24 protein-coding genes are annotated in these 20279 nt (G+C 68.6%); 12 read left to right on the forward strand and 12 right to left on the reverse strand.

Annotated elements, in window-relative coordinates:
* Positions 1-73 precede the first annotated feature (73 nt).
* Together FHU38_RS17655 and FHU38_RS17660 are read right to left on the reverse strand one after the other, a co-directional pair.
* Positions 74-727 (reverse strand): UdgX family uracil-DNA binding protein, encoded by a 654-nt coding sequence (locus FHU38_RS17655; protein WP_167172849.1) that lies wholly within the window; start codon positions 725-727, stop codon positions 74-76.
* Positions 724-1182, reverse strand: coding sequence for a hypothetical protein (locus tag FHU38_RS17660; RefSeq protein WP_167172851.1), 459 nt, complete (start codon positions 1180-1182; stop codon positions 724-726). The genes FHU38_RS17655 and FHU38_RS17660 overlap by 4 nt, the downstream gene beginning before the upstream one ends.
* 270 nt (positions 1183-1452) lie before the next feature.
* On the opposite strand from FHU38_RS17660, the gene FHU38_RS17665 reads away from it, so the two are divergent.
* The 5 genes from FHU38_RS17665 to FHU38_RS17685 all read left to right on the forward strand — a co-directional run bounded on the left by FHU38_RS17665 (position 1453) and on the right by FHU38_RS17685 (position 4854).
* Complete coding sequence (locus FHU38_RS17665) at positions 1453-1872, forward strand: anti-sigma factor antagonist (protein ID WP_390623302.1); 420 nt, start codon at positions 1453-1455, stop codon at positions 1870-1872.
* 245 nt (positions 1873-2117) lie between these two features.
* Positions 2118-2483 carry a YidH family protein gene (locus tag FHU38_RS17670; protein WP_167172856.1) on the forward strand — a complete coding sequence of 122 codons (366 nt, stop codon included), beginning with the start codon at positions 2118-2120 and terminating at the stop codon, positions 2481-2483.
* Positions 2480-2779: a DUF202 domain-containing protein gene (locus tag FHU38_RS17675; RefSeq protein WP_167172857.1), complete on the forward strand. Its 300-nt coding sequence runs from the start codon at positions 2480-2482 to the stop codon at positions 2777-2779. The genes FHU38_RS17670 and FHU38_RS17675 overlap by 4 nt, the downstream gene beginning before the upstream one ends.
* Before the next feature lie 209 nt (positions 2780-2988).
* The gene (gene shbA, locus FHU38_RS17680; RefSeq protein WP_167172860.1) at positions 2989-3630 is read left to right on the forward strand and encodes an RNA polymerase sigma factor ShbA; all 642 of its coding nucleotides are present in this window, start codon (positions 2989-2991) and stop codon (positions 3628-3630) included.
* A 711-nt stretch (positions 3631-4341) separates the two neighbouring features.
* Positions 4342-4854: an ANTAR domain-containing protein gene (locus tag FHU38_RS17685; protein ID WP_167172862.1), complete on the forward strand. Its 513-nt coding sequence runs from the start codon at positions 4342-4344 to the stop codon at positions 4852-4854.
* Here FHU38_RS17685 and FHU38_RS17690 read toward each other — a convergent pair.
* From FHU38_RS17690 to FHU38_RS17700, 3 genes are all read right to left on the reverse strand, one after another.
* Complete coding sequence (locus tag FHU38_RS17690) at positions 4851-5837, reverse strand: TIGR03557 family F420-dependent LLM class oxidoreductase (protein WP_167172865.1); 987 nt, start codon at positions 5835-5837, stop codon at positions 4851-4853. The genes FHU38_RS17685 and FHU38_RS17690 overlap by 4 nt on opposite strands.
* A gap of 39 nt (positions 5838-5876) precedes the next feature.
* Positions 5877-6176 carry a WhiB family transcriptional regulator gene (locus tag FHU38_RS17695; RefSeq protein WP_009153380.1) on the reverse strand — a complete coding sequence of 100 codons (300 nt, stop codon included), beginning with the start codon at positions 6174-6176 and terminating at the stop codon, positions 5877-5879.
* A 75-nt stretch (positions 6177-6251) separates the two neighbouring features.
* Positions 6252-6443 (reverse strand): hypothetical protein, encoded by a 192-nt coding sequence (locus tag FHU38_RS17700; RefSeq protein ID WP_167172867.1) that lies wholly within the window; start codon positions 6441-6443, stop codon positions 6252-6254.
* A gap of 65 nt (positions 6444-6508) precedes the next feature.
* Between FHU38_RS17700 and FHU38_RS28040 the strand changes: the two genes are divergently transcribed.
* Positions 6509-7534: a sodium:calcium antiporter gene (locus tag FHU38_RS28040; RefSeq protein ID WP_167172869.1), complete on the forward strand. Its 1026-nt coding sequence runs from the start codon at positions 6509-6511 to the stop codon at positions 7532-7534.
* On the opposite strand, the gene FHU38_RS17710 is transcribed toward FHU38_RS28040, so the two are convergent.
* Entirely contained in the window at positions 7498-9018 is a 1521-nt protein-coding gene (locus FHU38_RS17710; RefSeq protein WP_167172871.1) for a flavin-containing monooxygenase, read from the reverse strand. The genes FHU38_RS28040 and FHU38_RS17710 overlap by 37 nt on opposite strands.
* A gap of 75 nt (positions 9019-9093) precedes the next feature.
* Here FHU38_RS17710 and FHU38_RS17715 point away from each other — a divergent pair, with 75 nt between their 5' ends.
* Positions 9094-9792, forward strand: coding sequence for a TetR/AcrR family transcriptional regulator (locus FHU38_RS17715; protein WP_167172874.1), 699 nt, complete (start codon positions 9094-9096; stop codon positions 9790-9792).
* Positions 9776-10951 carry a saccharopine dehydrogenase family protein gene (locus FHU38_RS17720; protein ID WP_167172876.1) on the forward strand — a complete coding sequence of 392 codons (1176 nt, stop codon included), beginning with the start codon at positions 9776-9778 and terminating at the stop codon, positions 10949-10951. The genes FHU38_RS17715 and FHU38_RS17720 overlap by 17 nt, the downstream gene beginning before the upstream one ends.
* A 12-nt stretch (positions 10952-10963) precedes the next feature.
* On the opposite strand, the gene hemW is transcribed toward FHU38_RS17720, so the two are convergent.
* From hemW to FHU38_RS17745, 6 genes are all read right to left on the reverse strand, one after another.
* Entirely contained in the window at positions 10964-12175 is a 1212-nt protein-coding gene (gene hemW / locus FHU38_RS17725; RefSeq protein WP_167172878.1) for a radical SAM family heme chaperone HemW, read from the reverse strand.
* A 39-nt stretch (positions 12176-12214) separates the two neighbouring features.
* Positions 12215-12796 carry a hypothetical protein gene (locus FHU38_RS27490; RefSeq protein ID WP_243852290.1) on the reverse strand — a complete coding sequence of 194 codons (582 nt, stop codon included), beginning with the start codon at positions 12794-12796 and terminating at the stop codon, positions 12215-12217.
* Positions 12745-13443 carry a methyltransferase domain-containing protein gene (locus FHU38_RS27495; RefSeq protein ID WP_243852291.1) on the reverse strand — a complete coding sequence of 233 codons (699 nt, stop codon included), beginning with the start codon at positions 13441-13443 and terminating at the stop codon, positions 12745-12747. Before FHU38_RS27495 ends, FHU38_RS27490 begins: the two co-directional genes overlap by 52 nt.
* A gap of 96 nt (positions 13444-13539) precedes the next feature.
* Positions 13540-14472, reverse strand: coding sequence for an ArsA family ATPase (locus FHU38_RS17735; protein WP_313886816.1), 933 nt, complete (start codon positions 14470-14472; stop codon positions 13540-13542).
* On the reverse strand, positions 14463-14735 hold the full coding sequence (locus FHU38_RS17740) for a cory-CC-star protein (protein ID WP_167172880.1): 273 nt from the start codon (positions 14733-14735) through the stop codon (positions 14463-14465). The genes FHU38_RS17735 and FHU38_RS17740 overlap by 10 nt, the downstream gene beginning before the upstream one ends.
* The gene (locus FHU38_RS17745) at positions 14732-16462 is read right to left on the reverse strand and encodes a carbon starvation CstA family protein (protein WP_167172883.1); all 1731 of its coding nucleotides are present in this window, start codon (positions 16460-16462) and stop codon (positions 14732-14734) included. The genes FHU38_RS17740 and FHU38_RS17745 overlap by 4 nt, the downstream gene beginning before the upstream one ends.
* Positions 16463-16549: 87 nt before the next feature.
* Here FHU38_RS17745 and FHU38_RS17750 point away from each other — a divergent pair, with 87 nt between their 5' ends.
* From FHU38_RS17750 to FHU38_RS17765, 4 genes are all read left to right on the forward strand, one after another.
* Complete coding sequence (locus FHU38_RS17750) at positions 16550-17350, forward strand: hypothetical protein (protein ID WP_167172885.1); 801 nt, start codon at positions 16550-16552, stop codon at positions 17348-17350.
* Positions 17351-17641: 291 nt separating this feature from the next.
* The gene (locus tag FHU38_RS17755; protein ID WP_167172888.1) at positions 17642-19324 is read left to right on the forward strand and encodes a nitrite/sulfite reductase; all 1683 of its coding nucleotides are present in this window, start codon (positions 17642-17644) and stop codon (positions 19322-19324) included.
* A complete protein-coding gene (locus FHU38_RS27500; RefSeq protein ID WP_167172890.1) occupies positions 19321-19494 on the forward strand; it encodes an Insertion element protein in 174 nt (57 codons plus the stop codon). Before FHU38_RS17755 ends, FHU38_RS27500 begins: the two co-directional genes overlap by 4 nt.
* On the forward strand, positions 19491-20195 hold the full coding sequence (locus tag FHU38_RS17765) for a phosphoadenylyl-sulfate reductase (protein WP_167172891.1): 705 nt from the start codon (positions 19491-19493) through the stop codon (positions 20193-20195). Before FHU38_RS27500 ends, FHU38_RS17765 begins: the two co-directional genes overlap by 4 nt.
* Positions 20196-20279: the final 84 nt, after the last annotated feature.

Consider the following 20279-nt stretch of genomic DNA (forward strand, 5'->3'; position numbering starts at 1 on the left):
CGGTTGCTTGCAGCTGCCACCCTCCACCGTAGGCGTGCCCGCTCGAAAGCGCTGCCCCGGCCACGCAGCCGGGTCAGATCGCTTTCGCCACCACCCGCAGATCCGCGGCGAGCTCGGCGTACCCTCGCCTGCGTTCCTCGTCAGGAGCACGCAGCACAGCGGAGGGGTGAACCGTGGCGAGCGCCGCACTCACACCGCCAGGGCGGCCAGGCAGCTCGAGCAGTTCCCCCCGCCGCGCGCTGACTCGAAAGTCGAAGCCGAGCAGTGACTGCGCCGCTGTCGCGCCAAGGCACACGACGACCTCCGGCCCGACCACCTCCAGCTCGGCGAGCAGCCACGGCTTGCATGCCACGATCTGCGACCTGGACGGCTTCTTGTGGATCCGTCGGTTGCCCCGTTCGGCGGGTGTGAAGCGGAAGTGCTTGACGGCGTTGGTCACGTACACGGCGCCACGGTCGATACCGGACTCCTCCAGCGCACGGTCGAGCAGCCCACCAGCGGGACCGACGAACGGCTCGCCCGCGCGGTCCTCCCGGTCACCGGGCACCTCGCCGACCAGCATCACCCGCGCGTTCTCCGGCCCAGCTCCGAACACCGCCTGCGTGGCATCCCGGTACAGGTCGCAGCCTTGACACCCGCGCGCGGCCTTCCGCAGCGCGGCCAGGTTCCTTCCAGCGGGCAGGTAGTGTTGCGCCCCCTGTAACCCACCGGGTGAGCGCGCGCTCACTCGCTCTCCGGGTTGCGGATGGAATCGGCAACCGAGCCCCCTGCCTCGTCGGCGCCCTGCCCCCGACGCGCGGTCTCGCTGTCCGGTTCGATCGGCTCGTCGTAGGGCGGCATCCGCTCGGTTGTCTCGGTGAGATAGTCCACAGTGTCGTCCAGCTCCTCACCAGACGTGTCACCGATCGGGCGCTCGGGCACGCTCGGCTCCTCGACGTCCGGCCGCTCCTGGCGCACCCGCTGCTCCAGCGACTCGCCCTCCCGCTGCTCGGCGGGCGTCATGCCGTAGCGGGTGGCCTCGCTCCAGCGCTCGGGAGGCTCAACACCCTCCTCGAGCGGGTCGACGCGTATGCGGTCCTCGTCGAGGTCCTCCGCGCTGCTCAGCGCCGCGGGATCGGTTTCGGCGCTGTCCGGGGCGCCGGTGTCCTGTGGAGGGGTGACCGGATCGCTACCGTCGCTCATTCAGCTCCCTCCCTACAGCTGCCAACGGCTGAGGTAGCGCTGTACCCAGGCGCGGCGCTGGATAAACAGCTTGACCAGGCAAAGTCGGCGTGAAGCCACACCGCGACTCGCTTGCGTATACCGTGGGAAGCTTCCTACCGTGGAAGTGGCGGTTGAGCAGACAGCCGCACGGGGCGGGCATTGACTACCCGGCGCTACGCGAGACCCCCGCGCTGACGCTCTCCGCAAAGCCCGCCTGCGCCCCTGCCCGAAAGCTACGGAGGGACGACAGTGCGTAGCAAAGATCAAGAAATCATGACCACTCAGCCGACCGCGAAGACCCTGCCCGGTTCACTTGACACACACGGCATGCATATCGAGGCCGAACAGCGGTCGAGTGACGTGGTACTGGTGCGGGTGTCGGGCGAGGTCGACCTGCTCTCCGCTCCAGAACTCCGCCGCTGGGTCCGGGAGGCGATCAGTCCCGACATCGGTGTCGTACTCGAACTCGACGGCATCGGATTCCTCGGCTCAGCGGGCCTTTCGGTACTGGCCGAACTCTCTGAGCAGGCCGACCGCGAAGGTCTGCGGTGGGCGATCGTCGCCACCAAGCGGGTGGTGTTGCGCCCGCTCGAAGCCACTGGACTGGTCAGCCAGATGTCGGTGCACGGCAGCACCGAGGACGCGATCAATGCGCTGACCCGCCGGTAGCACGCAACAACTCGGCGACCTCGTCACCTTTTGCCGGTATGTCCAAATTCACAATGTCGTGAAGTCCTGACGGGTCGCCGGGCACGGTCCGTATCCACCGCCAGGCGGCACCAACCGTGCCCGCGCGGGTCCGGTTCCGTCGTTGTGACAGATGCCGCGCGACCCTTTCCACCAGCACACCCGGCGGTATGGTTCAGTCCTGCCGCACAGATCGAGGGCGTGGCCCGTGGGACGAGGGTGATCAGGTGAGCGACAACGCACCCGCCGAGCAAACCGAGCAGGCCGAGACCGAACCGGACTACCGATTCACACTCGCCAACGAGCGCACCTTCCTCGCCTGGATTCGCACGTCGCTCGGCCTGGTCGCGGGTGGGGTCGCGGTGCACCAACTGGTTCCCGGGCTCGCGCCGGCTCCCGTACGCAACTCGCTGGCGGGCATACTGATCGCGCTGGCCGCCGTACTGTCGGCGACCAGCTACCCGCACTGGCGCAGGGTTCAGCTCGCCATGCGGCGCGGCGGGCCGCTACCCCGCAGCCCGCTGACCATCCTGCTGGCCGCGGGCGTGCTCGTGATCAGCGTGTTCGCCGCCGTGCTGGTGATCACGGAATGACCGACGGGCTGCAACCCGAACGCACCGGCCTCGCCTGGCAGCGCACCGCGCTCGCCGCGGGAGCCGTCACGCTGATCCTGATACACAACGCCTCCCGCTCGGGGTGGGGAGCGTTCACCATCCCGGCGGCGATCTTGGGCACGGCGGCAGCGCTGCTGGCCATCGGCGGCACCATCCGGGAACGCGCGTTCGAACGCGGCGACACCACCTCACCGTCGAGGGCCACCCTTCCCGCGCTCGTCGCCTTGCTCATCACCGCGGCAGCCGTCGCCAGCTTCACCACCCTGTTGCTCTAGTGCTCGTTCACGGGGTGTTTTCCAAACGAGACCGGGAAAGTTTTTGTTGATATCTGGATAACCCGGTCGAAGCCGCCTAGGATCACACACAGTGGTCAACGGACTGGCTGGCTCCCCCGCACCTCTTGTTCGTGGCCTCGCCCCGCAAACACCGGCTGCCCTCGCCCCGGCGGTGGCCGCGAATCTTCTTCATGGCTTGGGAGCCGGCTATGGACAGTGTCGTTATCGCGACCGAAAGCATCCCCACCCCTACCGAGCAGTTGCCGCGGCAGCGCGACAATCCGCTGCGGCGGCCCGACATCGACCGTGTGGTCTCCGAGGCGGTACAGGGTGACTCCGCAGCTGTTCGTCAACTGATCGCCCTGATCACGCCGATCATCACGCGCTACTGCCGAGCCCGGCTCGGTCTGCGCGACCTTGCCTACGTCTCGGCCGACGACGTCGCGCAGGAGATCTGCTTCGCCGTACTGCGTGCCCTGCCCAACTACCAAGATCGTGGTGGGTCGTTCCTGTTCCTGGTGCACGCCATCGCGTCCAACAAGGTATCGGACGCATACCGGCTGCTCTCCCGTGACCACAGCGAGCCAACGCCAGAGGTACCCGAGCCGATCGTCAGGGACAACGAACCTGAGCGCCATGCGCTCAACACAGACCTTGGGCACCGGCTCAACCAGTTGCTGGCTCGGCTGCCATCGACCCAGCGCGAGATCCTCATCCTGCGCGTGGTGGTCGGGTTGTCCGCGGCGGAGACGGCGCAGGCACTTGGCCTTTCCCCTGCCAACGTGCGCACCTCCCAGCACAGGGCACTGACCCGGCTGCGGGCACTGATCAGCCTGGAAGGCGAGTTCTGACGGGTTTCCCGGCGGCCCGCCGAAAAGACACCGGGTGCATACCGTGGCAGGGTCTGATGAACGACCAGCTCATCGCACATTTCAGGGCGCACTGCTTCCGACTGGATCACCTGTTCGACGAACGGTACAGGGCAGCGAGCAAGCGCGTGGAAAGCCTGCGAGCTCCCACGACAACCCGCTGTGGCGCCCCTGGCTACGGCTGGCGTTTCCGCAAACGGCAGGGGCCAGCGTAGCGAGCAGCACACCTGCCAACCGCGTACCAGCCCTGCGCGACTAGGTAGGGAGCATCCCTATCCCAGGCAGTCGAATCCCAACCCCGCTCGCTGCCACCGGCGAACCCGCCCATGGCCTGGCGTAGCAGGGCGGTCCCGTTTGACGATGCCGGGAACACGAAGGGTGTCCGACTCCGTTCTGAGGGGCGGCGTCAGCACATGTTCGCACGATCTTTAGAGTTGTCTCGAAGCGGTTGAGCAGACAGCCGCAGCGCGCCAGGCACATCCGGGAGGGCGACGACAACGCCTGGCGCTCGCGCGAAGCGAGAATGCTGTGTGCCGCGCCACCGCGATCTTCGACGCTGGTCGCCGCCGCTTCACGGCGTCCTGGGCTTCGCGCGCGTTGTCGCGCCTGCAGACAGAGGGAGCCGCTATGAAGCCAGAGCAGAACGTGCCAGTGTCGCCTCGCGACCGCGCACGCTGAACAGGCGGGACGCGCGTGGGCCACACCACGGAAGACCGGCAGTTCGCTGGGGAGGACGACCTGCGTAGCCAGGTGGCGCGCCTGCAGGACGAGCTCACCGGGCTGCGTCGAGCACTGCGCACCCGGGCGACCATCGAACAGGCGATGGGAGTACTCGTCGTCGCGCACCGCTGCTCACCGCAACAAGCTTTCCGTGTGCTTGTCCGGCTGTCGCAGCAGCACAACATCAAACTGCACCGAATCGCGCAGGTGCTCGTGCGGCTGGCCTCCCGGGTCGAACCCGCACAGATCGAACCTCTGCTGCGCCGCGCGGTGGACACCGGCTCGGTGCCGGTGGAGGCGGCGCTGACCACCTCCGACCCCGAACCCGGCACCGACCAGATCGTGCTCGACCTCGCCCGCAGACTCGTCGACGCCAAGGAGACCGACGAGATCGAGCGAACGATCACCGCCCTGTACGAACTGCTGGTGGAACGGGGGTGGGTTCCCCCCTACGACGTGCTGGCCAGCCTGACCGTCGAGGCCTAGTTCCTCGGTGCCGCCTCCCGCAGCGCGGGCAGCACACTGCGCTTGGCGGCATCGAGGAACTCGTCCTGGTGCTGTCCACCGATCTGCACGAGCGCCAGATCCGTGAACCCCGCCTCCCAGAACGGCCGAGCGGACTGGACCACCCGCTCCACGTCGGAACCGCACGGGATGGCCGCAGCCACGTCGTCCTTCGTCACGAACTGGGTGGCACCCGCGAACGCCGCCGTGCCCGGCAGTTCGGCGTTGACTTTCCAGCCGCTGCCGAACCACCTGAACTGCGCATGGGCCCTGTCCACGGCGGCCGCCCTGTCGTTGTCCCAGCACACCGGCAACTGCGCGATCTTGCGGCTCGGCTCCTCGCCCGCGTCCGCCCGCCGGGCGTCCCAACCACGGCACAGCTGCGACTGCGGCTGTACCGCGATCATCGCGTCGGCCATCGGGGCGAACCGGCGCACCGACTGCTCGCCGGAAACCGCCACCCCGATTGCAGGCCGCACCGGCGGCAGATCCCACAGTTTGGCCGAGTCCACGCGGTAGTGATCGCCGGAGAAGTTGGTGTAGCCGCCGTCGAACAGTGAGTGGATGATCCGCACCGCCTCGCCGAGCATCTCGTGTCGCACGTTCACCGGCGGCCACCCGTTCCCGACGATGTGTTCGTTGAGGTTTTCCCCCGCTCCGAGGCCGAGCAGGAATCTGCCGTCCGACAGCAACTGGACCGTCGCCGCCTTCTGTGCCACGACGGCCGGGTGGTAACGCATCGTCGGACACGTCACGAACGTCGCCAGCTCCACCCGGTCGGTCACCTGCGCCACCGCTCCCAGCACGCTCCATGCGTAGGGTGAGTGGCCCTGCGAGTCCAGCCACGGCGAGTGATGATCGCTCATCACCTCGAAGTCGAAACCGGCCTGCTCGGCCGCCGACGCGTGCCCCACCAGCTCACGCGGGCCTGCCTGCTCGGTGAGCAGCGTGTATCCGAAACGCACTACTCCCCCTGTTCGGTCGGCGTCTCGTCAACGACAGCTTCAGCTCGCGGTGGGCTGCAGCTTCTTGCGCCTTGCGATCGCGTCCCTGCGCTCGGTCTCGTCAAGGCCTCCCCAGACCCCGAACGGCTCCTGAACGGTCAGCGCATGGTGCCTGCACTGCACGATCACCGGGCACGTGCGGCAGATTTCCTTGGCCCGTGCCACCCTGTCGGCACGGGCGAACCCACGTTCCCCGTCCGGGTGGAAGAACACGGAGCTGTCGAGGTTGCGGCAGTTGCCGTGTCGCTGCCACTCCCAGACCTCGGCGACAGGAGTGGGCAGGCGGGACGTGTCCGCCATCGGTGTGATCACCTCCGTGCTCTCGATGAACCGCGTTGCTGCGGCCGTGTACCCCGGTTGCGAGAACCTCACACCTCAGGTAGCCGGGCGGTTCTCGTCTTCTTCGTCCAGCGGGACCGGTACGGCCTGCTCGGCGACGTCGGCGGGGTTGGCCTCGAACGGAACCCGCATCCCGGCCCGGTCCACATCCCCCTCGTCGCCGCCGCCCACCGGTTCGCGTTGCTCATCGGCATCCGCATCGGGCACCAGGTCGTGGTTCTCGGTCATGATCGGATACGTACCCGCCCTCGCCGGTTTCCAATCCGATCGCCTCGGGGTACACCACGGCCACCGTGAACGTGATCAACAGCACCTGGCCGGTCGCCCCGTCGGTCGTTGTCCTCGCCGTCGCCGCCGCCGTCATCGGGATCTTCGGCGTGCGGCTGGCGAGAGTTGTCGACCGCCTCGCCGACCACACCGGCCTCGGTGAGGCGATAGCGGGCATGGTGCTGCTCGCCGGATCTACCTCGCTGGCGGGACTGGTGGTGAGCATCCTCGCCGCGACATCGAGCAACGCCAGCCTCGCCATGAGCAACTCGGCGGGCGGCATCGCCGTCCAAACGGCGTTCATCGTGGTGGCTGACCTGGCCTACCGCAGGGCGAACCTGGAACACGCCGCCGCCTCACTCGCGAACGTGTTCAGCAGCCTTGTGCTGATCGTGATGCTGGCGATCGTGCTGCTCGGTACCACCTCCCCGGACTGGGCACCGCTGGGCGTGCACCCGGCGACCGTGCTACTGGTGCTGTGCTACCTCTACGGCCTTGCGCTGACCCGCAAGGTCGGCCAGGACCCGATGTGGCGCCCCACTCGAACATCGGCGACCCACGAGGACACGCCGGACCAGGCGGACTCGACCGAACGACTTCCCGTGCTGTGGGCCAAGTTCGCGGCGCTGGCCGGGGTGATGCTGGTCGCGGGCTTCGGCGTAGGGCGGGCCGGGGTGTCGCTCAGCGAGCACGGCGCGCTGTCAGGAACCGCGGTGGGGACGCTGTTGACCAGCGTGTCCACCTCACTGCCGGAGCTGGTCACCACCCTGGCGGCGGTGCGGGCGGGTGCGCTCACTCTGGCTGTGGCGGGCATCGTCGGTGGCAACACGTTCGACCTGCTGTTCATCGCCGCCGCCGACATCGCCTATCCCGGCGGCTCGCTGTACCACGCCCTCACGCGCACGGACGAGTTCGTGCTGGCGTGGACGATGCTGCTGGTCGGGATCATCGCGGCCGGGCTCATTCGGCGGCAGCGAGGCGGGATCGGGTTCGAGGGGATCGCCGTCCTGCTGACCTACGTCGCGGGGGTCGTGGTGGTGTCCATCGGCTGAGGAACGCGCGCCGCCCCTGATGTGTGGAAGTGGAAGTCGCCGGGGTCCACGCGGCGGGTGCGCAGCCAGTACCGCCAGGTGAAACCGGGCCAGATGGTGCGGTTGACACCTCGGGAGTCGAGGTACCAGCTGCGGCACCCGCCCGTCGACCACACGCCCCTGGCGAGCTGGCGCTGGATCTGGCTGTTGAACCGGCGCTGCGCTCGCTCACGTACCTCGATGGCGGCGGCTCCGCGCAGCCCCGTGAGCCGGATGGCCTCCGCCACGTAGCGGATCTGCGATTCGATCATGAACACGACCGAGTTGTGCCCGAGCCCGGTGTTGGGTCCCAGCAGCAGGAACAGGTTGGGGAAGCCCGCCACGGTGATCCCGAGGTGGGTCTGGATGCCCTGCGAACGCCACAACGTCGCCAGGTCGCGGCCGTTGCTGCCCCGTACGTCGAGGTGCTCCAGCGCCTCGGTGACCTTGAAGCCCGTGCCGAAGATGATCGCGTCGACCTCTCGCTCGACACCGTCGCCGTCCACGATTCCGGAAGCGCTGACCCGGCTGATACCCGTCGTGACAAGCTCGACGTTGTCCCGGGTGAGCGTGGGGTAGTAGGTGTTGGAGCCCAACACCCGCTTGCAGCCGAGGGTGTAGTCGGGCGTCACCTTCCGTCGCAGCCGCGGGTCTGGGATCTGCCGCTCGATGTGCCGTTTCGCCAACCGCTCACCGAGTTGCAACAAGCCGGGACGGCCGTTGAACCCCACGGCGAAGCTCTCGTTGAGCCAGTACAGCGCCGCACGGTATGCCGCCAGGGTGGCCGGGAAGCGACGGAACAGCCGCTTGCGACGCTGCGGAATCTCGCCCTCCGGCCTCGGTAACACCCACGGCGGCGTTCGCTGGTACACGTCCAGCCGTGCCACGCGGGGCGCGATCTTGGGCACGAACTGCACGGCGCTGGCACCGGTGCCCACCACCGCCACCCGCTTGCCGTCGAGCGGGTAGTCGTGTTTCCAGCGGGAGGAGTGGAACGTGGTGCCCGCGAAGTCCTGGAGGCCGGGTAGCGCGGGGACGTTCGGTACGTGCAGCGCGCCCGTGCCGTCGACGAGGAAGGTGCCGCTGAACTCCTCGCCACCGGCGGTGCGCAGTCGCCAGCGGCAGGCATCGTCGTCCCAGCGGGCGCCGGTGACCTCGACTCCGAACCGGATGTGCTCGGCGACGCCGTGGTCGTCGGCGAGCCTGCGCAGGTATCGCCAGATTTCCGGTTGTTCGGAGAACGATCGGCTCCAGTCCGGGTTCTGCGCGAAGGAGAACGAGTACATGTGCGAACGGATGTCGCAGGCACAGCCGGGATAGGTGTTGTCCCGCCAGGTCCCGCCGAGGTCGTCGGCCTTCTCCAGGATCACGAAGTCGTGCCTGCCCGCCTGTTTCAGCCGGATGGCCATGCCGAGGCCGGAGAACCCCGAGCCGATGATCACCACTCCGGTCGCCACACCGTCCATGACCGCACCGCCTCGTCGGGGCCCGTACTTTACCGGTTACCGCCGGTATCCGTTACCTGGCGTACTATCCGGCTCGTGGCAGAAGGTGTCAACCGCCGGGACGGTCGAGCGGAACGGTGGCGCGACCACCGCGCGGCCCGTCGTGCTGCCTTCGTCGATGCCGCGTTCCGCGCGCTGGACGAGCACGGCCCCGACGCCGGAATGGCACACCTCGCCAGCGCGGCCGGGGTGTCGAAGCCACGGCTGTATCGCCACTTCGCGGACAAGGCCGACCTCGTCGCCGCCGTGGCCGAGCGGGTCGTGTCGCTGGTGTGGTGCCGCCTCGAGCCCGCACTGCGAGAACCGGCGCCACCACGCGTGCGGGTACGCGAGGGGGTTCGCGCCTATCTCGGCGTCGTCGCGGAGCACCCCAACGTCTTCCGCTTCCTGTGCCGCCACCGCTACGCCGAGCAGGCCTCCAGGGACCGCCGGGTCGCCGCCACGGTGATCGCCACGATGCTCTCCGACCAACTGGACGGCTTCGGTATCGAGTCGGAGGGCGTGCGGCCGTGGGCACACGGCCTCGTCGGCGCGGTGGAGGCGGCGGGCAGCTGGTGGCTCGACCATCCCGGGATGGACATCGAGCAGGTCACCGACTACATCACCACGCTCGTGTGGGGCGCGCTGGAAGCCGCGCTACGGGAGGAAGGGGTGCCGCCCGGCGGCGGGTTCCACGGCACCGGCAACACACCGCAACCGGCGAGAGGAAGGCAGGCGCATGGCAGCCGATCGTGAACACGACCTGGTGTTGTTCGGGGGCACGGGCTTCACCGGCACGCTGACGGCGGAGTACCTGGCGCGCCACGCACCCGAGGAATGCCGGTGGGCGCTGGCCGGCCGCAACCGGGGCAAGCTCGAGGCGCTGCGCGACCGGCTCGCCTCGATCAACCCCCGGTGTGCCTCGCTTGCGCTGCTGCACGCAGACGTCACCGAACCGAAGTCGCTGGCCGAAGTGGCCGCGTCCGCCCGGGTCGTGGCCACCACGGTTGGCCCGTACCTGCACTACGGCGAACCGCTGGTGGCCGCGTGCGCACGGGAGGGCACCGACTACGTCGACCTCACCGGCGAACCCGAGTTCGTCGACCGCATGTACCTGGCCCACCACGAAACCGCACGCGAAAGCGGCGCTCGCCTGGTACACGCGTGCGGCTTCGACTCGGTACCGCACGATCTCGGCGTGTACTTCACCGTGCGGCAGTTGCCCGCGGGCGTGCCGCTGACCGTGGAAGGTCAGGTGCGGGCGCGCGCCGAGTTCTCAGGCGGGACCTACTCCTCAGCGCTCACCGCGTTCTCCCGCGCTCGGCAGATGGCGCGAACGGCAAGGCAGCGCAGGGCGATCGAGCCACGCGCCGAAGGCAGGCGGGTCCACCTGCCCAGTTGGCCGCCGAGCAGGGACAGCGACACCGGCAACTGGCTGGTTCCGCTGCCGACGATCGACCCGAGCGTCGTCGGCCGCTCCGCCGCCGCGCTCGATCGCTACGGCCCCGACTTCACCTATCGGCATTACGCGGCGGTGAAGCGGCTGCCTACGGTCATAGCGGCGGGGCTGGGACTCGGGACGCTCGCGCTGCTGGCGCAGGTGCCGCCCGCTCGCCGGACGCTGGCAGGGCTGCGCAAGCCCGGCGAGGGGCCCAGCCAGCACAAACGGTCGCGGTCGTGGTTCAGCGTGCGCTTCGTCGGCGAAGGCGGCGGTAAGCGCGTCGTCACCGAGTTCGCGGGTGGTGATCCCGGTTACGACGAGACGGCGAAGATGCTCGCCGAGTCGGCGCTGTGCCTGGCCTTCGACGACCTGCCCGACACCTCCGGCCAGGTCACCACCGCGGTGGCGATGGGCGACGCGCTGCTGGATCGCCTCACGGCCGCGGGCATGACGGTAAGGGTGGTCAGCCGGTAGCGAGGCGCACGATCACGGCGTCACCAACCTCCGCACCACGGCGTCGGCGAGCAGCCTGCCCGCGTCGGTGAGTACGGCCCTGCCCCGCCGCAACGCGGGCGACTCCAGCAGCCCATCGGCAGCGGCGGCGCGGGCCTGCCGGACTCCGGCCTCGTCGAGCGCGTCGAACGGCAACCCGTCGGCCAGCCGGAGTTCGAGCATGACCCGCTCAAGGTAGCGATCGGCAGCCGTGAGTTCCTCGCTACCCGCTACCGGCGGCTGTGCCCGCTCCAACAGTGCCGCGTACCGGGCCGGGTGCTTGACGTTCCACCAGCGCACCCCTCCGACGTGGCTGTGCGCGCCAGGGCCCGCGCCCCACCAGTCGCCGCCCAGCCAGTACCCGAGGTTGTGCCTGCACCGTGCCCGCGGGGAGGCCGCCCAGTTCGACACCTCGTACCAGCGCAGTCCCGCCTGCCGCAGGGTTTGGTCGATGAGTTCGTAGTCGGCGGCGAGCACGTCGTCGTCCGGTGCGGGCAGCTCGCCCTTGCGGACCCGTCTGGCCAGCGCCGTGCCCTCCTCGACGATCAGCGCGTAGGCGGAGACGTGGTCAACCCCGGCGCTGAGCACGGCATCGAGGGAGGCGCGCAGATCCTGGGTGCGCTCCCCCGGTGTGCCGTAGATCAGGTCGAGGTTGACGTGCTCGAAACCGGCAGCGCGTGCCTCTCGCGCGGCCGCGACGGGGCGGCCGGGAGTGTGCACCCGGTCGAGTGCGCGCAGCACGTGCGGCGCGGCCGACTGCATACCGAGCGACACCCGTGTGTAGCCCGCCTCACGGATGCCAGCGAAGAACTCCGAGGAGGTCGACTCCGGGTTCGACTCCGTGGTCACCTCCGCACCCTCGGCCAGCCCGAAGGAGTCGCGCACCGCGTCGAGAACGCGGCCCAACCCCTCGGCACCGAGCAGCGAGGGTGTGCCACCACCGACGAACACCGTGTCGGCGCGGGGCGGCGAGCCCAGCATCCGAGCGGCAAGCTCCAACTCGCGCCGCAGCCCCGCCAGCCACGAGCCGGGTGAGGCGGCCGAACCCAGCTCGCCTGCGGTGTAGGTGTTGAAGTCGCAGTAACCGCAGCGGGTCGCGCAGAACGGCACGTGCACGTACACGCCGAACGGCCGCTGCCCCAGGCCACGCAGCGCGGACTCGGGCAACGTGAACACCGGCGCGGAGCTTGCGGGGACCTCGACCACGCCTTCCAGTGTGGCACTGCCCCAACCGCGGTCGTCCGCCTATCGCCAGCCGACCGTGATGGGCCTGTGGGGCCGGTCGAGGAAGAACCGGCAGAGGGCCGGATCGGTCGAGCCCGCTGCGGAGGCGGGGATCTCGAACCAGACCTCCCGGTTTCGGTGTCGCTCGCTCCAGACGCGAACTTCCCCGGCGACGCGGGTAGCGAGGTCGGCTCCACTGTCGCCGTGGCCGATGACGCCGACCTCCATGATCCGGCCGCCACTCGAAGTGTGTCCGACGGCACGCCACGTCAGGTAGGCAAGCTCCCGATCGCCGGGCACGGCCGTCGTCGCCTTCTCGAACATCGGCTCGATCAGCCCGGCATCGATCGCGGATCGCTCCACCGAGATCGCGCACAGGCCGGTTTCGAAGACACACGAAAGCCACAGATTGAGCCATTCCACCGACTGCATGGGCCCGAAGGTGACGCCGGTCCATGCCTCGAACCGGGGTCGGGCGAGCACCCCAAGCAGGCAGGCAGGGTCGATGCGGTGCTCGCCGTAAAGCCGCAGCTTCACCGCCGCGTCGGCGGTCAGCGGTATCCACCACCGCGGGTCGTCGGCGATTCCCTCCCGCAGCGGCACGAATCCGCACATCTGACTGTCCACGCCGCGCCAGCCGCCTTCGTCGTCCCGCTCGAACGCGATCGAGCGGGAGACGCTACCTCGGATTCGCAGCGGCACCACCAGCCTGCCCCGGGGCGCGAGTTGCTCGAGCCAGGCGTCCGGGATGCCGTAGCCCCCACGGTGGCCAGGATGCGGTCGAACGGTGCGCCGGGCCGGTGGCCGAGCGCGCCGTCGCCGAGCACCACCTCCACGTTGCCCACCCCGGCGGCGGCCAGTCGCCGCCGGGCGTGGTCGACCAGGTCGGTGTCGACGTCGATCGATGTCACATGCCCGGCAGGCCCTACCAGGTGTGCGAGCAACGCGGCGTTGTAGCCGGCACCGGCACCGATCTCGAGCACGCGCTGACCGGGCTTGATGTCCAGCTGCCCGAGTTGAAGTGCCACGATCGAAGGCTGCGACAGGCAGCTCAGCACCTGCCCGTCGGCGGCTCGTTTCGTCACGACTATCGCGTTGTCGTACGCCTCCCGCAGGGTGGCGTCCGGCACGAAGTGGTGGCGCTCCACCAAACGCAGCGCGCGTTCGACGTCACGGCCCACCACGTAGCCCTCGGCTTCGATCTGCTTGACCATCGCGTCCCGCAGGGACTCGGGGGAAGTCGCGTTCATCGGAACCTCTCGCTCAACGGCGATGCCGATTCTGGCTCAGCACCGGCGACAACTGGCGAAGCGTCGACTCGCAGGGCAGCGCCGCCCCCAGAGAAGTCAGGAATCCATTCCCGCCCGGTCGAGCAGGTCGGCCAGGGTCTCCAGCTCGCCCAGTCCGGTGAGCGCGCCCGCCAGCAGCGGCACCTCGATCACGCCAGCACCGTCGAAGCGCTCCCGCACCCGAGCCAGCACCTCCTGCTGCTGCCCCCTTCGGCGAGCGAGCACCCCGGTCTCCTCGGCGGGAAGCACCCGGTTGACGATCACGGCCGCGAGCCGCATCCCGCCCTCGACCAGGGTGTCGGCCGCGCGCAGGGTCTCGGCGAGCGGCAGGTACTCGGGCACGAGCACGAGGTGCACCCGCGCGTCGGCGGCCAGCCGCTCGCGCATCCACTCCATCCGCGCTCTGCGGGCATGCAGCCGTTCCAGCAGCGGGTCGGGCTCGTCCCTGGTCTCGGCCAGCATCCCTGCCACCAGCCGGTCGATGCGACCGGCCTTCTCCCGTTGCCGGGCCAACCCCTCGATCCACGGGGTGAGCAGTTCGGGCAAGCTGAGCAGCCGCAGCATGTGTCCGGTGGGTGCGCTGTCCACCACCACTCGGTCCCAGCGATCGCCGAGGCCCTCGACGAGTTCGGTGAGCCGGTCCAGCAGCGCGGACTCCAGCGTCCCGGGAGCCTCGGCAGCCCGCGCGAGGTGCCGCTCCACGGCGGGCAGCACCTCCAGCGGCACGGCGTGCCTGGCGTCCTCCGCGATCTCGGCGACACGCCGCTGCGCCTGCCGCTCCCCGCTGATCTCGGCCGCCCACAGGCCCGCCGCGACCTCGGTCGGTTCGTCGGATACCGGTGTCGCCAGCGCGTCACCGAGCGAGTGAGCGGGGTCGGTGGACACCACGAGCGTCCGGTGTCCCTTGCGTGCCTGCGACAGCGCGTACGCCGCCGCCATGGTGGTCTTGCCGACGCCGCCCTTGCCGCCGAAGAAGCGGATCAACAACACACCCCGGGATCTCCGAAACTCTCCCTGCCCATGCGCCGATGCCACTCGTGCACATCGACGACCAGGTAAGGGATGAGATCCAGTGTCTCGTATGCGACGGGATTGTCCACGCCGAGTGACTCCAGCATCACCAGGGCGCGCAGTGTGTCCTGCTGCTTGCGGGCCTCCCGCCGCAGCCCCTGCCGCCAGCGGGCGACGAAAACCTGGTCGTGGCTGGTCTCCACCCGTCGCCAGGTGGAGACCAGCCAGGACCTGACACTCACCTTTCCGGTTCCGGCTCCGGCTCCGGCTGCGGGGCCGGCGCCTCGGTGCTGGAGGTCCAGCTCTTCCACAGCGCGATCGCGGCCTCGACGATCAGCCAGATCGCCAGCAGGAAGATGATCGCGTCCAGCGGCGCGAGCACCCACTGCTTCTCCTCGATGAAGTTTGCGAGGTTCTCCACGAGCGCCCAACTGGTCATCGCCAGCAGGAACACCAGGGGAATGAGCACGGCAAGCGGGTTACGCCGGTTCCTGGTCACCCAGACCGCGATGACGGCGAGCGCCAGACCAGCCGTGAGCTGGTTGGTGGTGCCGAACAGTTGCCACAGCACTCCGAAGGTGTATCCCGCGTCGCCCCCGCCCGGCAGCAACGCCATCACCAGCGGCACGAGCACCGCGATCGCCGTCGCGACCGTGACGTTGCGTGAGATGGCCCTCGCACCCGCGATCTCGGCGATCTCCTGGACGATGTAGCGCTGCAAGCGCACGCCGGTGTCCATGGTGGTGGCCGCGAAGCTGATCACCACGATCGCCGCGAAGATCACGCCGATCGACGTGGGCACCCCGATGTTGCTCGCGAAGTTCGCGATGCCCTGCACGAAGTTGCCGGCCGCGCCACCGGAAGCGGTCGAGAAGTCGGCGTAGAGCTCGTCCCACTCCGCCGTTGTGGCCACCACGCCCGCGGTGGCGGCCAGGATCGACGCCGTGGCGAGCGAGCCCTCGCCCACGGCACCCATGTAGCCGACATAGCGGGCGTCGGTCTCCTTGTCGAGCTGTTTCGATGTCGTCCCCGACGACACCAGGCTGTGGAACCCGGAGATGGCCCCGCAGGCGATGGTGATGAACAGGAACGGGAACCAGCTCGGCGAGCCCTCCGGGGTGTCGTTGAACGCGGGGGCGACGATCTGGTCCATCCCGACGGCGATGCCGAGGCCAACCACACCGAGCGCGATGAACAACTGGTGGGAGTTGATGTAGTCACGCGGCTGCAACAGCACCCACACCGGTAGCCGCGAAGCGATGAAGGTGTAGGCGAACAGCAGGATGACCCAGATGTTGCGCTCGGTGAACAGCCCGTCCTCGGCTGCGATACCGGCGAGCGAGATCGGCAGCACCTGACCGAGCAGGATGGACACGTACAGCAGGATGACGCCGACGATCGAAGGGAGCAGCGCCGCGCTGCGCGTGCGGTAAATGTACTGGCCGATCCCGATCGCGAGCGGGATCTCCAGCAGGATCGGCAGCACCGCCTCCGGGTTGGCGACGAAGAGGTTGCCGATCACCACGGCGAACACCGCGTTCACCAGGGTGAGCAGGAAGAAGATGATCAGCAGGAAGAGGGTGCGCGCCCGCTTGTTCACGACTTCCTTGGCCAGCGTGCCGATGCTCTTGGCCCGGTGCCGCACGGAGACCACCAGCGCGCCGAAGTCGTGCACGCCCGCGGCGAAGATGGTGCCGAGCACCACCCACGCCAGCGCCGGACCCCAGCCCCAGAACACGGCGATCGCGGGTCCAACGATCGGCGCCGCACCGGCCACCGAGGTGAAATGGTGACCGAACAGAACGTGCTTGTTGGTTGGCATGAAATCGATCCCGTCGCGCATGCTGTGCGCGGGGGTCACAAAAGCGGGATCGAGGGCGTACACCTTTTTGGCAAGGTACGCCGAGTAGTAGCGGTAACCGAAATAGAACAGGACGGCTACAGCTAGTGCGACGACGATGGCTGGCATGCCGACTTCTCCACGAACACCGTTAGCGGGGCTTCTGACGGACAGGCACGGTAACAGCGACTTGACATTCTGGTAAGGGCTACGTTGATGAACGCACTTATTCCGTTATGGCGGCGAGCGATCACGGCCGAGGTTTGCTGGCTCACGGCCGAGGGCGAACCGGCCGCGCTGGCGGCCACCCCGCTGCTGGACCGCGACGTGCCCTGCGTGGCGTTGCCCTACGCCCGCGCGGGCGAGGTGGCACGCCTGCGAGACGCCGAGCAGGTCGCCTTCGCCGTCACCGACTCGCGATCGCTTCGTCCCGGCGTGCCTGCGGTGGCGGCGGTGGGATCGGTCAGTGTCCTCGACGACACAGAAGGTGACCACTTCGTCGTCGAGTTGCTGAAGCAGGAACTGGTCAAGTTCCCGCCCTCGCGAACGCTGGCGGACAGCCCGCTGCTGTGCAGGGAGAACTGGTGGTGGCTGCCGCGGCTGATCATCCGCCTGGAACGGGTGACCCAACTGCTCGAACTACCGCCGCGCACCAACCCGGCACGGCACGGGCTGTTGGTACGCGAGCGAGACGCGACGCTGGCGCCGGGAGTGGTCGAGGTGCTCGACGGGCAGCTCGACCGGGTCCCGCTGCGCGACGCCGGAGGAAACGACCTGCGCGGCGACGGCGGCCCGGCGCTGGTCTTCGGCTACGACTACTCGATGCCGGACCTGGAACGCTGGGAGACGTGGTCGCGCGGCGGCAGGCTGCTCGGCGACGAACTCGTCGTCGAACAGCGGTCGGGGTCGCCCGAAGCCGACCTGTCCCCGCTGTCGCTGCGCAGCCGTGTGCGCAGGCAGCGGGAGCTGTCGCGGGAATGCAAGCGCAACATTGTAGCGGTACAGCGGCGCGGGTGAGTCCAGCTTTCCCAGCATGCGGGCGGCCGTGGACCATGTTTCGGGCACCGTGGCAGCCTGACCCGGTGACTACAGCAGGTGTGTGCCTCGTGGTGCGGCGCCACGTCGACTACCTGCGCGTCTCCAGCAGTCTCTGCCGGCGCTGACTTCGCGCGCCGATTGCCTTCGACCGGACAAATCGGACGCCGAACGTGCCGCGACTGCCTTTCGAACGGGCTAGGACACCCTCGCCCGCCGCGGTGACGCACGGCGTCCGCCACATGCACCCACCGCCGCAGGAGGACGAGACAGATGGCCCCCAACGCAGGCCACACCGCGAAGACCAGACAGCGGCGCGGCGAGGGCCAGTGGGCCCTCGGCTACCGCGAGCCGCTGAACCCCAACGAACGCTCCAAGAAGGACGATCCGCCGCTCAACGTACGAACCCGCATCGAGAACAACTACGCACACCGTGGCTTCGACGCCATTGACCCCGGTGACCTGCGCGGGCGGTTCCGCTGGTTCGGCCTGTACACCCAACGCAAACCCGGCATCGGCGGTGGGAGGACCGCGGTGCTGGAGCCGGAGGAACTCGACGACCGCTACTTCATGCTGCGGGTACGCATCGACGGCGGCGCGCTGACGACCGAGCAGTTGCGGCTGCTGGGCGAGCTGTCCCAAACCTACGCCAGGGATACCGCCGACATCACCGACCGGCAGAACATCCAGTACCACTGGATCTCCATCGAGGACGTTCCCACGATCTGGCGGAAGCTGGAGTCGGCAGGCCTGACCACGATGGAGGCCTGCGGCGACAGCCCGAGGGTGATTCTGGGCTCGCCGGTGGCGGGAATCTCGGCGGACGAAGTCATCGACGCGACCCCGGCCATCGAGGAGATCCGCCGCCGCTACGTCGGTGACCCCAGCCTCGCCAACCTGCCGCGCAAGTTCAAGACCGCCATCTCCGGCCAGCAGGACGTCGCACACGAGATCCACGATGTCGCGTTCGTCGGGGTCGAACACCCCGATCACGGTCCTGGTTTCGACCTGTGGGTGGGCGGCGGGCTGTCCACCAACCCGATGCTCGCCGTGCGACTGGGGGCCTGGGTGCCACTTGCCGAGGTACCCGAGGTGTGGGCCGGTGTCGTGAGCGCCTTCCGCGACTACGGATACCGCAGGTTGCGTTCCCGCGCCCGCATCAAGTTTCTGGTCAAGGACTGGGGTGCGCAGCGCTTCCGCGAGGTGCTGGAGCGCGAATACCTCGGCCGCGCACTGCTCGACGGTCCTCCACCTCGAGTTCCCGAACACCCTGTCGATCACGTGGGGGTTCACCCTCAGGTGGACGGCAGGTACTACGTCGGTGGCGCCCCGGTGGCGGGCCGGGCGTCAGGCTCGATGCTGATCGCGACCGCCAAAGCCGCCGAGCGCGCGGGCGCGGGCCGGGTTCGACTGACACCGCAGCAAAAACTTGTGGTGCTGGACGTGCCGCACGGCGAGGTCGAGGGACTGCGCGCGGAGTTGTCCGAAGCGGGCCTTCGTACCGATCCCTCACCATGGCGGCGGGGCATCATGGCCTGCACGGGTATCGAATTCTGCAAGCTCGCCATCGTCGAGACCAAGGCGAAGGCCAACGCACTGGTCGCTGACCTGGAACGCAGGCTGGCCGACATTACCGGCGGCATCGAGGACCCGGTAAGCATTCATCTCAACGGCTGTCCCAACTCCTGTGCCCGTATTCAGGTCGCCGATATCGGTCTGAAGGGCCAGATCGTCACCGACGCCGAAGGCAGGCAGGTGGAGGGATTCCAGGTGCATCTCGGCGGTGGTCTTGGTCTTGACGCCGGGTTCGGCCGCAAACTTCGCGGACACAAGGTCACCGCCGCCCAACTGACGGACTACGTGGAACGGGTGGTGCGCAACTTTGTCACCCAACGACAAGAGGGAGAGCGGTTCGCGCAATGGGCCGCGCGCGCGGAGGAAACCGCACTGACATGACGGATTCCGCACCGAACTTTACGCCCAGCCGCGCTACGCCCTTCTACTGTCCGTACTGTGGCGACGAGGATCTCCGACCGCGGGACAACGCCGCCTGGCTGTGCACGTCCTGCCGAAGGGTGTTCTCGGTGACATTCGTCGGTCTGCATATAGCGGAGGTGAGTCGATGACCGCGGCGGCTTCGACCGAACAGTTGAAAGCCACGGCGGCCGAGGCTGGCAGGCGACTCGCGGACGCGAGCGCCGAAGAGGCGCTGCGGTGGGCGGTCGAACGGTTCGGCGACGACCTCATCGTCGCGTCGAACATGCAGGACGCGGTGCTTATCGATCTCGCGGTCAAGGTGAAACCCGATGTGTCGGTGCTTTTCCTTGACACCGGCTACCACTTCGCGGAGACGATCGGCACCCGCGATGCGGTCGACACCGTTTACCCACACATCCGAATCGTCAACGCATTGCCCGAGCAGACGGTGGCGGAGCAGGACTCCGAGTACGGCCCGAAACTGCACGATCGCGACCCCAACAAGTGTTGTCACCTGCGCAAGGTGGTCCCGCTGCGTGCGACGCTCGCGCGATACTCGTGTTGGGTGACAGGGGTGCGCAGGGTGGACGCGCCGACCAGGGCCAACACCCCGATCGTCGGCTGGGATGAGCGCAACGGGCTGGTGAAGGTGAACCCCATCGCGGCATGGACTGACGAGGAGTTCGACGACTACCTGTCGCGCAACGGGATACTACAGAACCCGTTGGTCGGTGAGGGCTATCTCTCGATCGGCTGCGCACCGTGCACGGCCAAGGTGGCACCGGGCGCCGACCCGCGCAGCGGTCGCTGGGCGGGTCAATCGAAGACCGAATGCGGGTTGCACGGCTGACCATCGGCGCGAACGCACGACTCGGCGATGCCGGTTTCCGCAGACCAGCACTGGGAACGAACAGCGAGCGAACGGCTGAGAAAG

Source organism: Saccharomonospora amisosensis, from assembly GCF_011761185.1.
In the GTDB taxonomy this organism is placed as follows: domain Bacteria; phylum Actinomycetota; class Actinomycetes; order Mycobacteriales; family Pseudonocardiaceae; genus Saccharomonospora_A; species Saccharomonospora_A amisosensis.

Bases quoted from the DNA above. Each gene is read 5' to 3' on its own strand.
- FHU38_RS17660 (WP_167172851.1), bottom strand. From the start codon at position 1,182: ATGAGCGACGGTAGCGATCCGGTCACCCCTCCACAGGACACCGGCGCC.
- FHU38_RS17675 (WP_167172857.1), top strand. From the start codon at position 2,480: ATGACCGACGGGCTGCAACCCGAACGCACCGGCCTCGCCTGGCAGCGC.
- shbA (WP_167172860.1), top strand. From the start codon at position 2,989: ATGGACAGTGTCGTTATCGCGACCGAAAGCATCCCCACCCCTACCGAG.
- FHU38_RS17695 (WP_009153380.1), bottom strand. From the start codon at position 6,176: ATGGCGGACACGTCCCGCCTGCCCACTCCTGTCGCCGAGGTCTGGGAG.
- FHU38_RS17700 (WP_167172867.1), bottom strand. From the start codon at position 6,443: ATGACCGAGAACCACGACCTGGTGCCCGATGCGGATGCCGATGAGCAA.
- FHU38_RS17710 (WP_167172871.1), bottom strand. From the start codon at position 9,018: ATGGACGGTGTGGCGACCGGAGTGGTGATCATCGGCTCGGGGTTCTCC.
- FHU38_RS17720 (WP_167172876.1), top strand. From the start codon at position 9,776: ATGGCAGCCGATCGTGAACACGACCTGGTGTTGTTCGGGGGCACGGGC.
- FHU38_RS27495 (WP_243852291.1), bottom strand. From the start codon at position 13,443: ATGAACGCGACTTCCCCCGAGTCCCTGCGGGACGCGATGGTCAAGCAG.
- FHU38_RS17745 (WP_167172883.1), bottom strand. From the start codon at position 16,462: ATGCCAGCCATCGTCGTCGCACTAGCTGTAGCCGTCCTGTTCTATTTC.
- FHU38_RS17750 (WP_167172885.1), top strand. From the start codon at position 16,550: ATGAACGCACTTATTCCGTTATGGCGGCGAGCGATCACGGCCGAGGTT.
- FHU38_RS17755 (WP_167172888.1), top strand. From the start codon at position 17,642: ATGGCCCCCAACGCAGGCCACACCGCGAAGACCAGACAGCGGCGCGGC.
- FHU38_RS27500 (WP_167172890.1), top strand. From the start codon at position 19,321: ATGACGGATTCCGCACCGAACTTTACGCCCAGCCGCGCTACGCCCTTC.
- FHU38_RS17765 (WP_167172891.1), top strand. From the start codon at position 19,491: ATGACCGCGGCGGCTTCGACCGAACAGTTGAAAGCCACGGCGGCCGAG.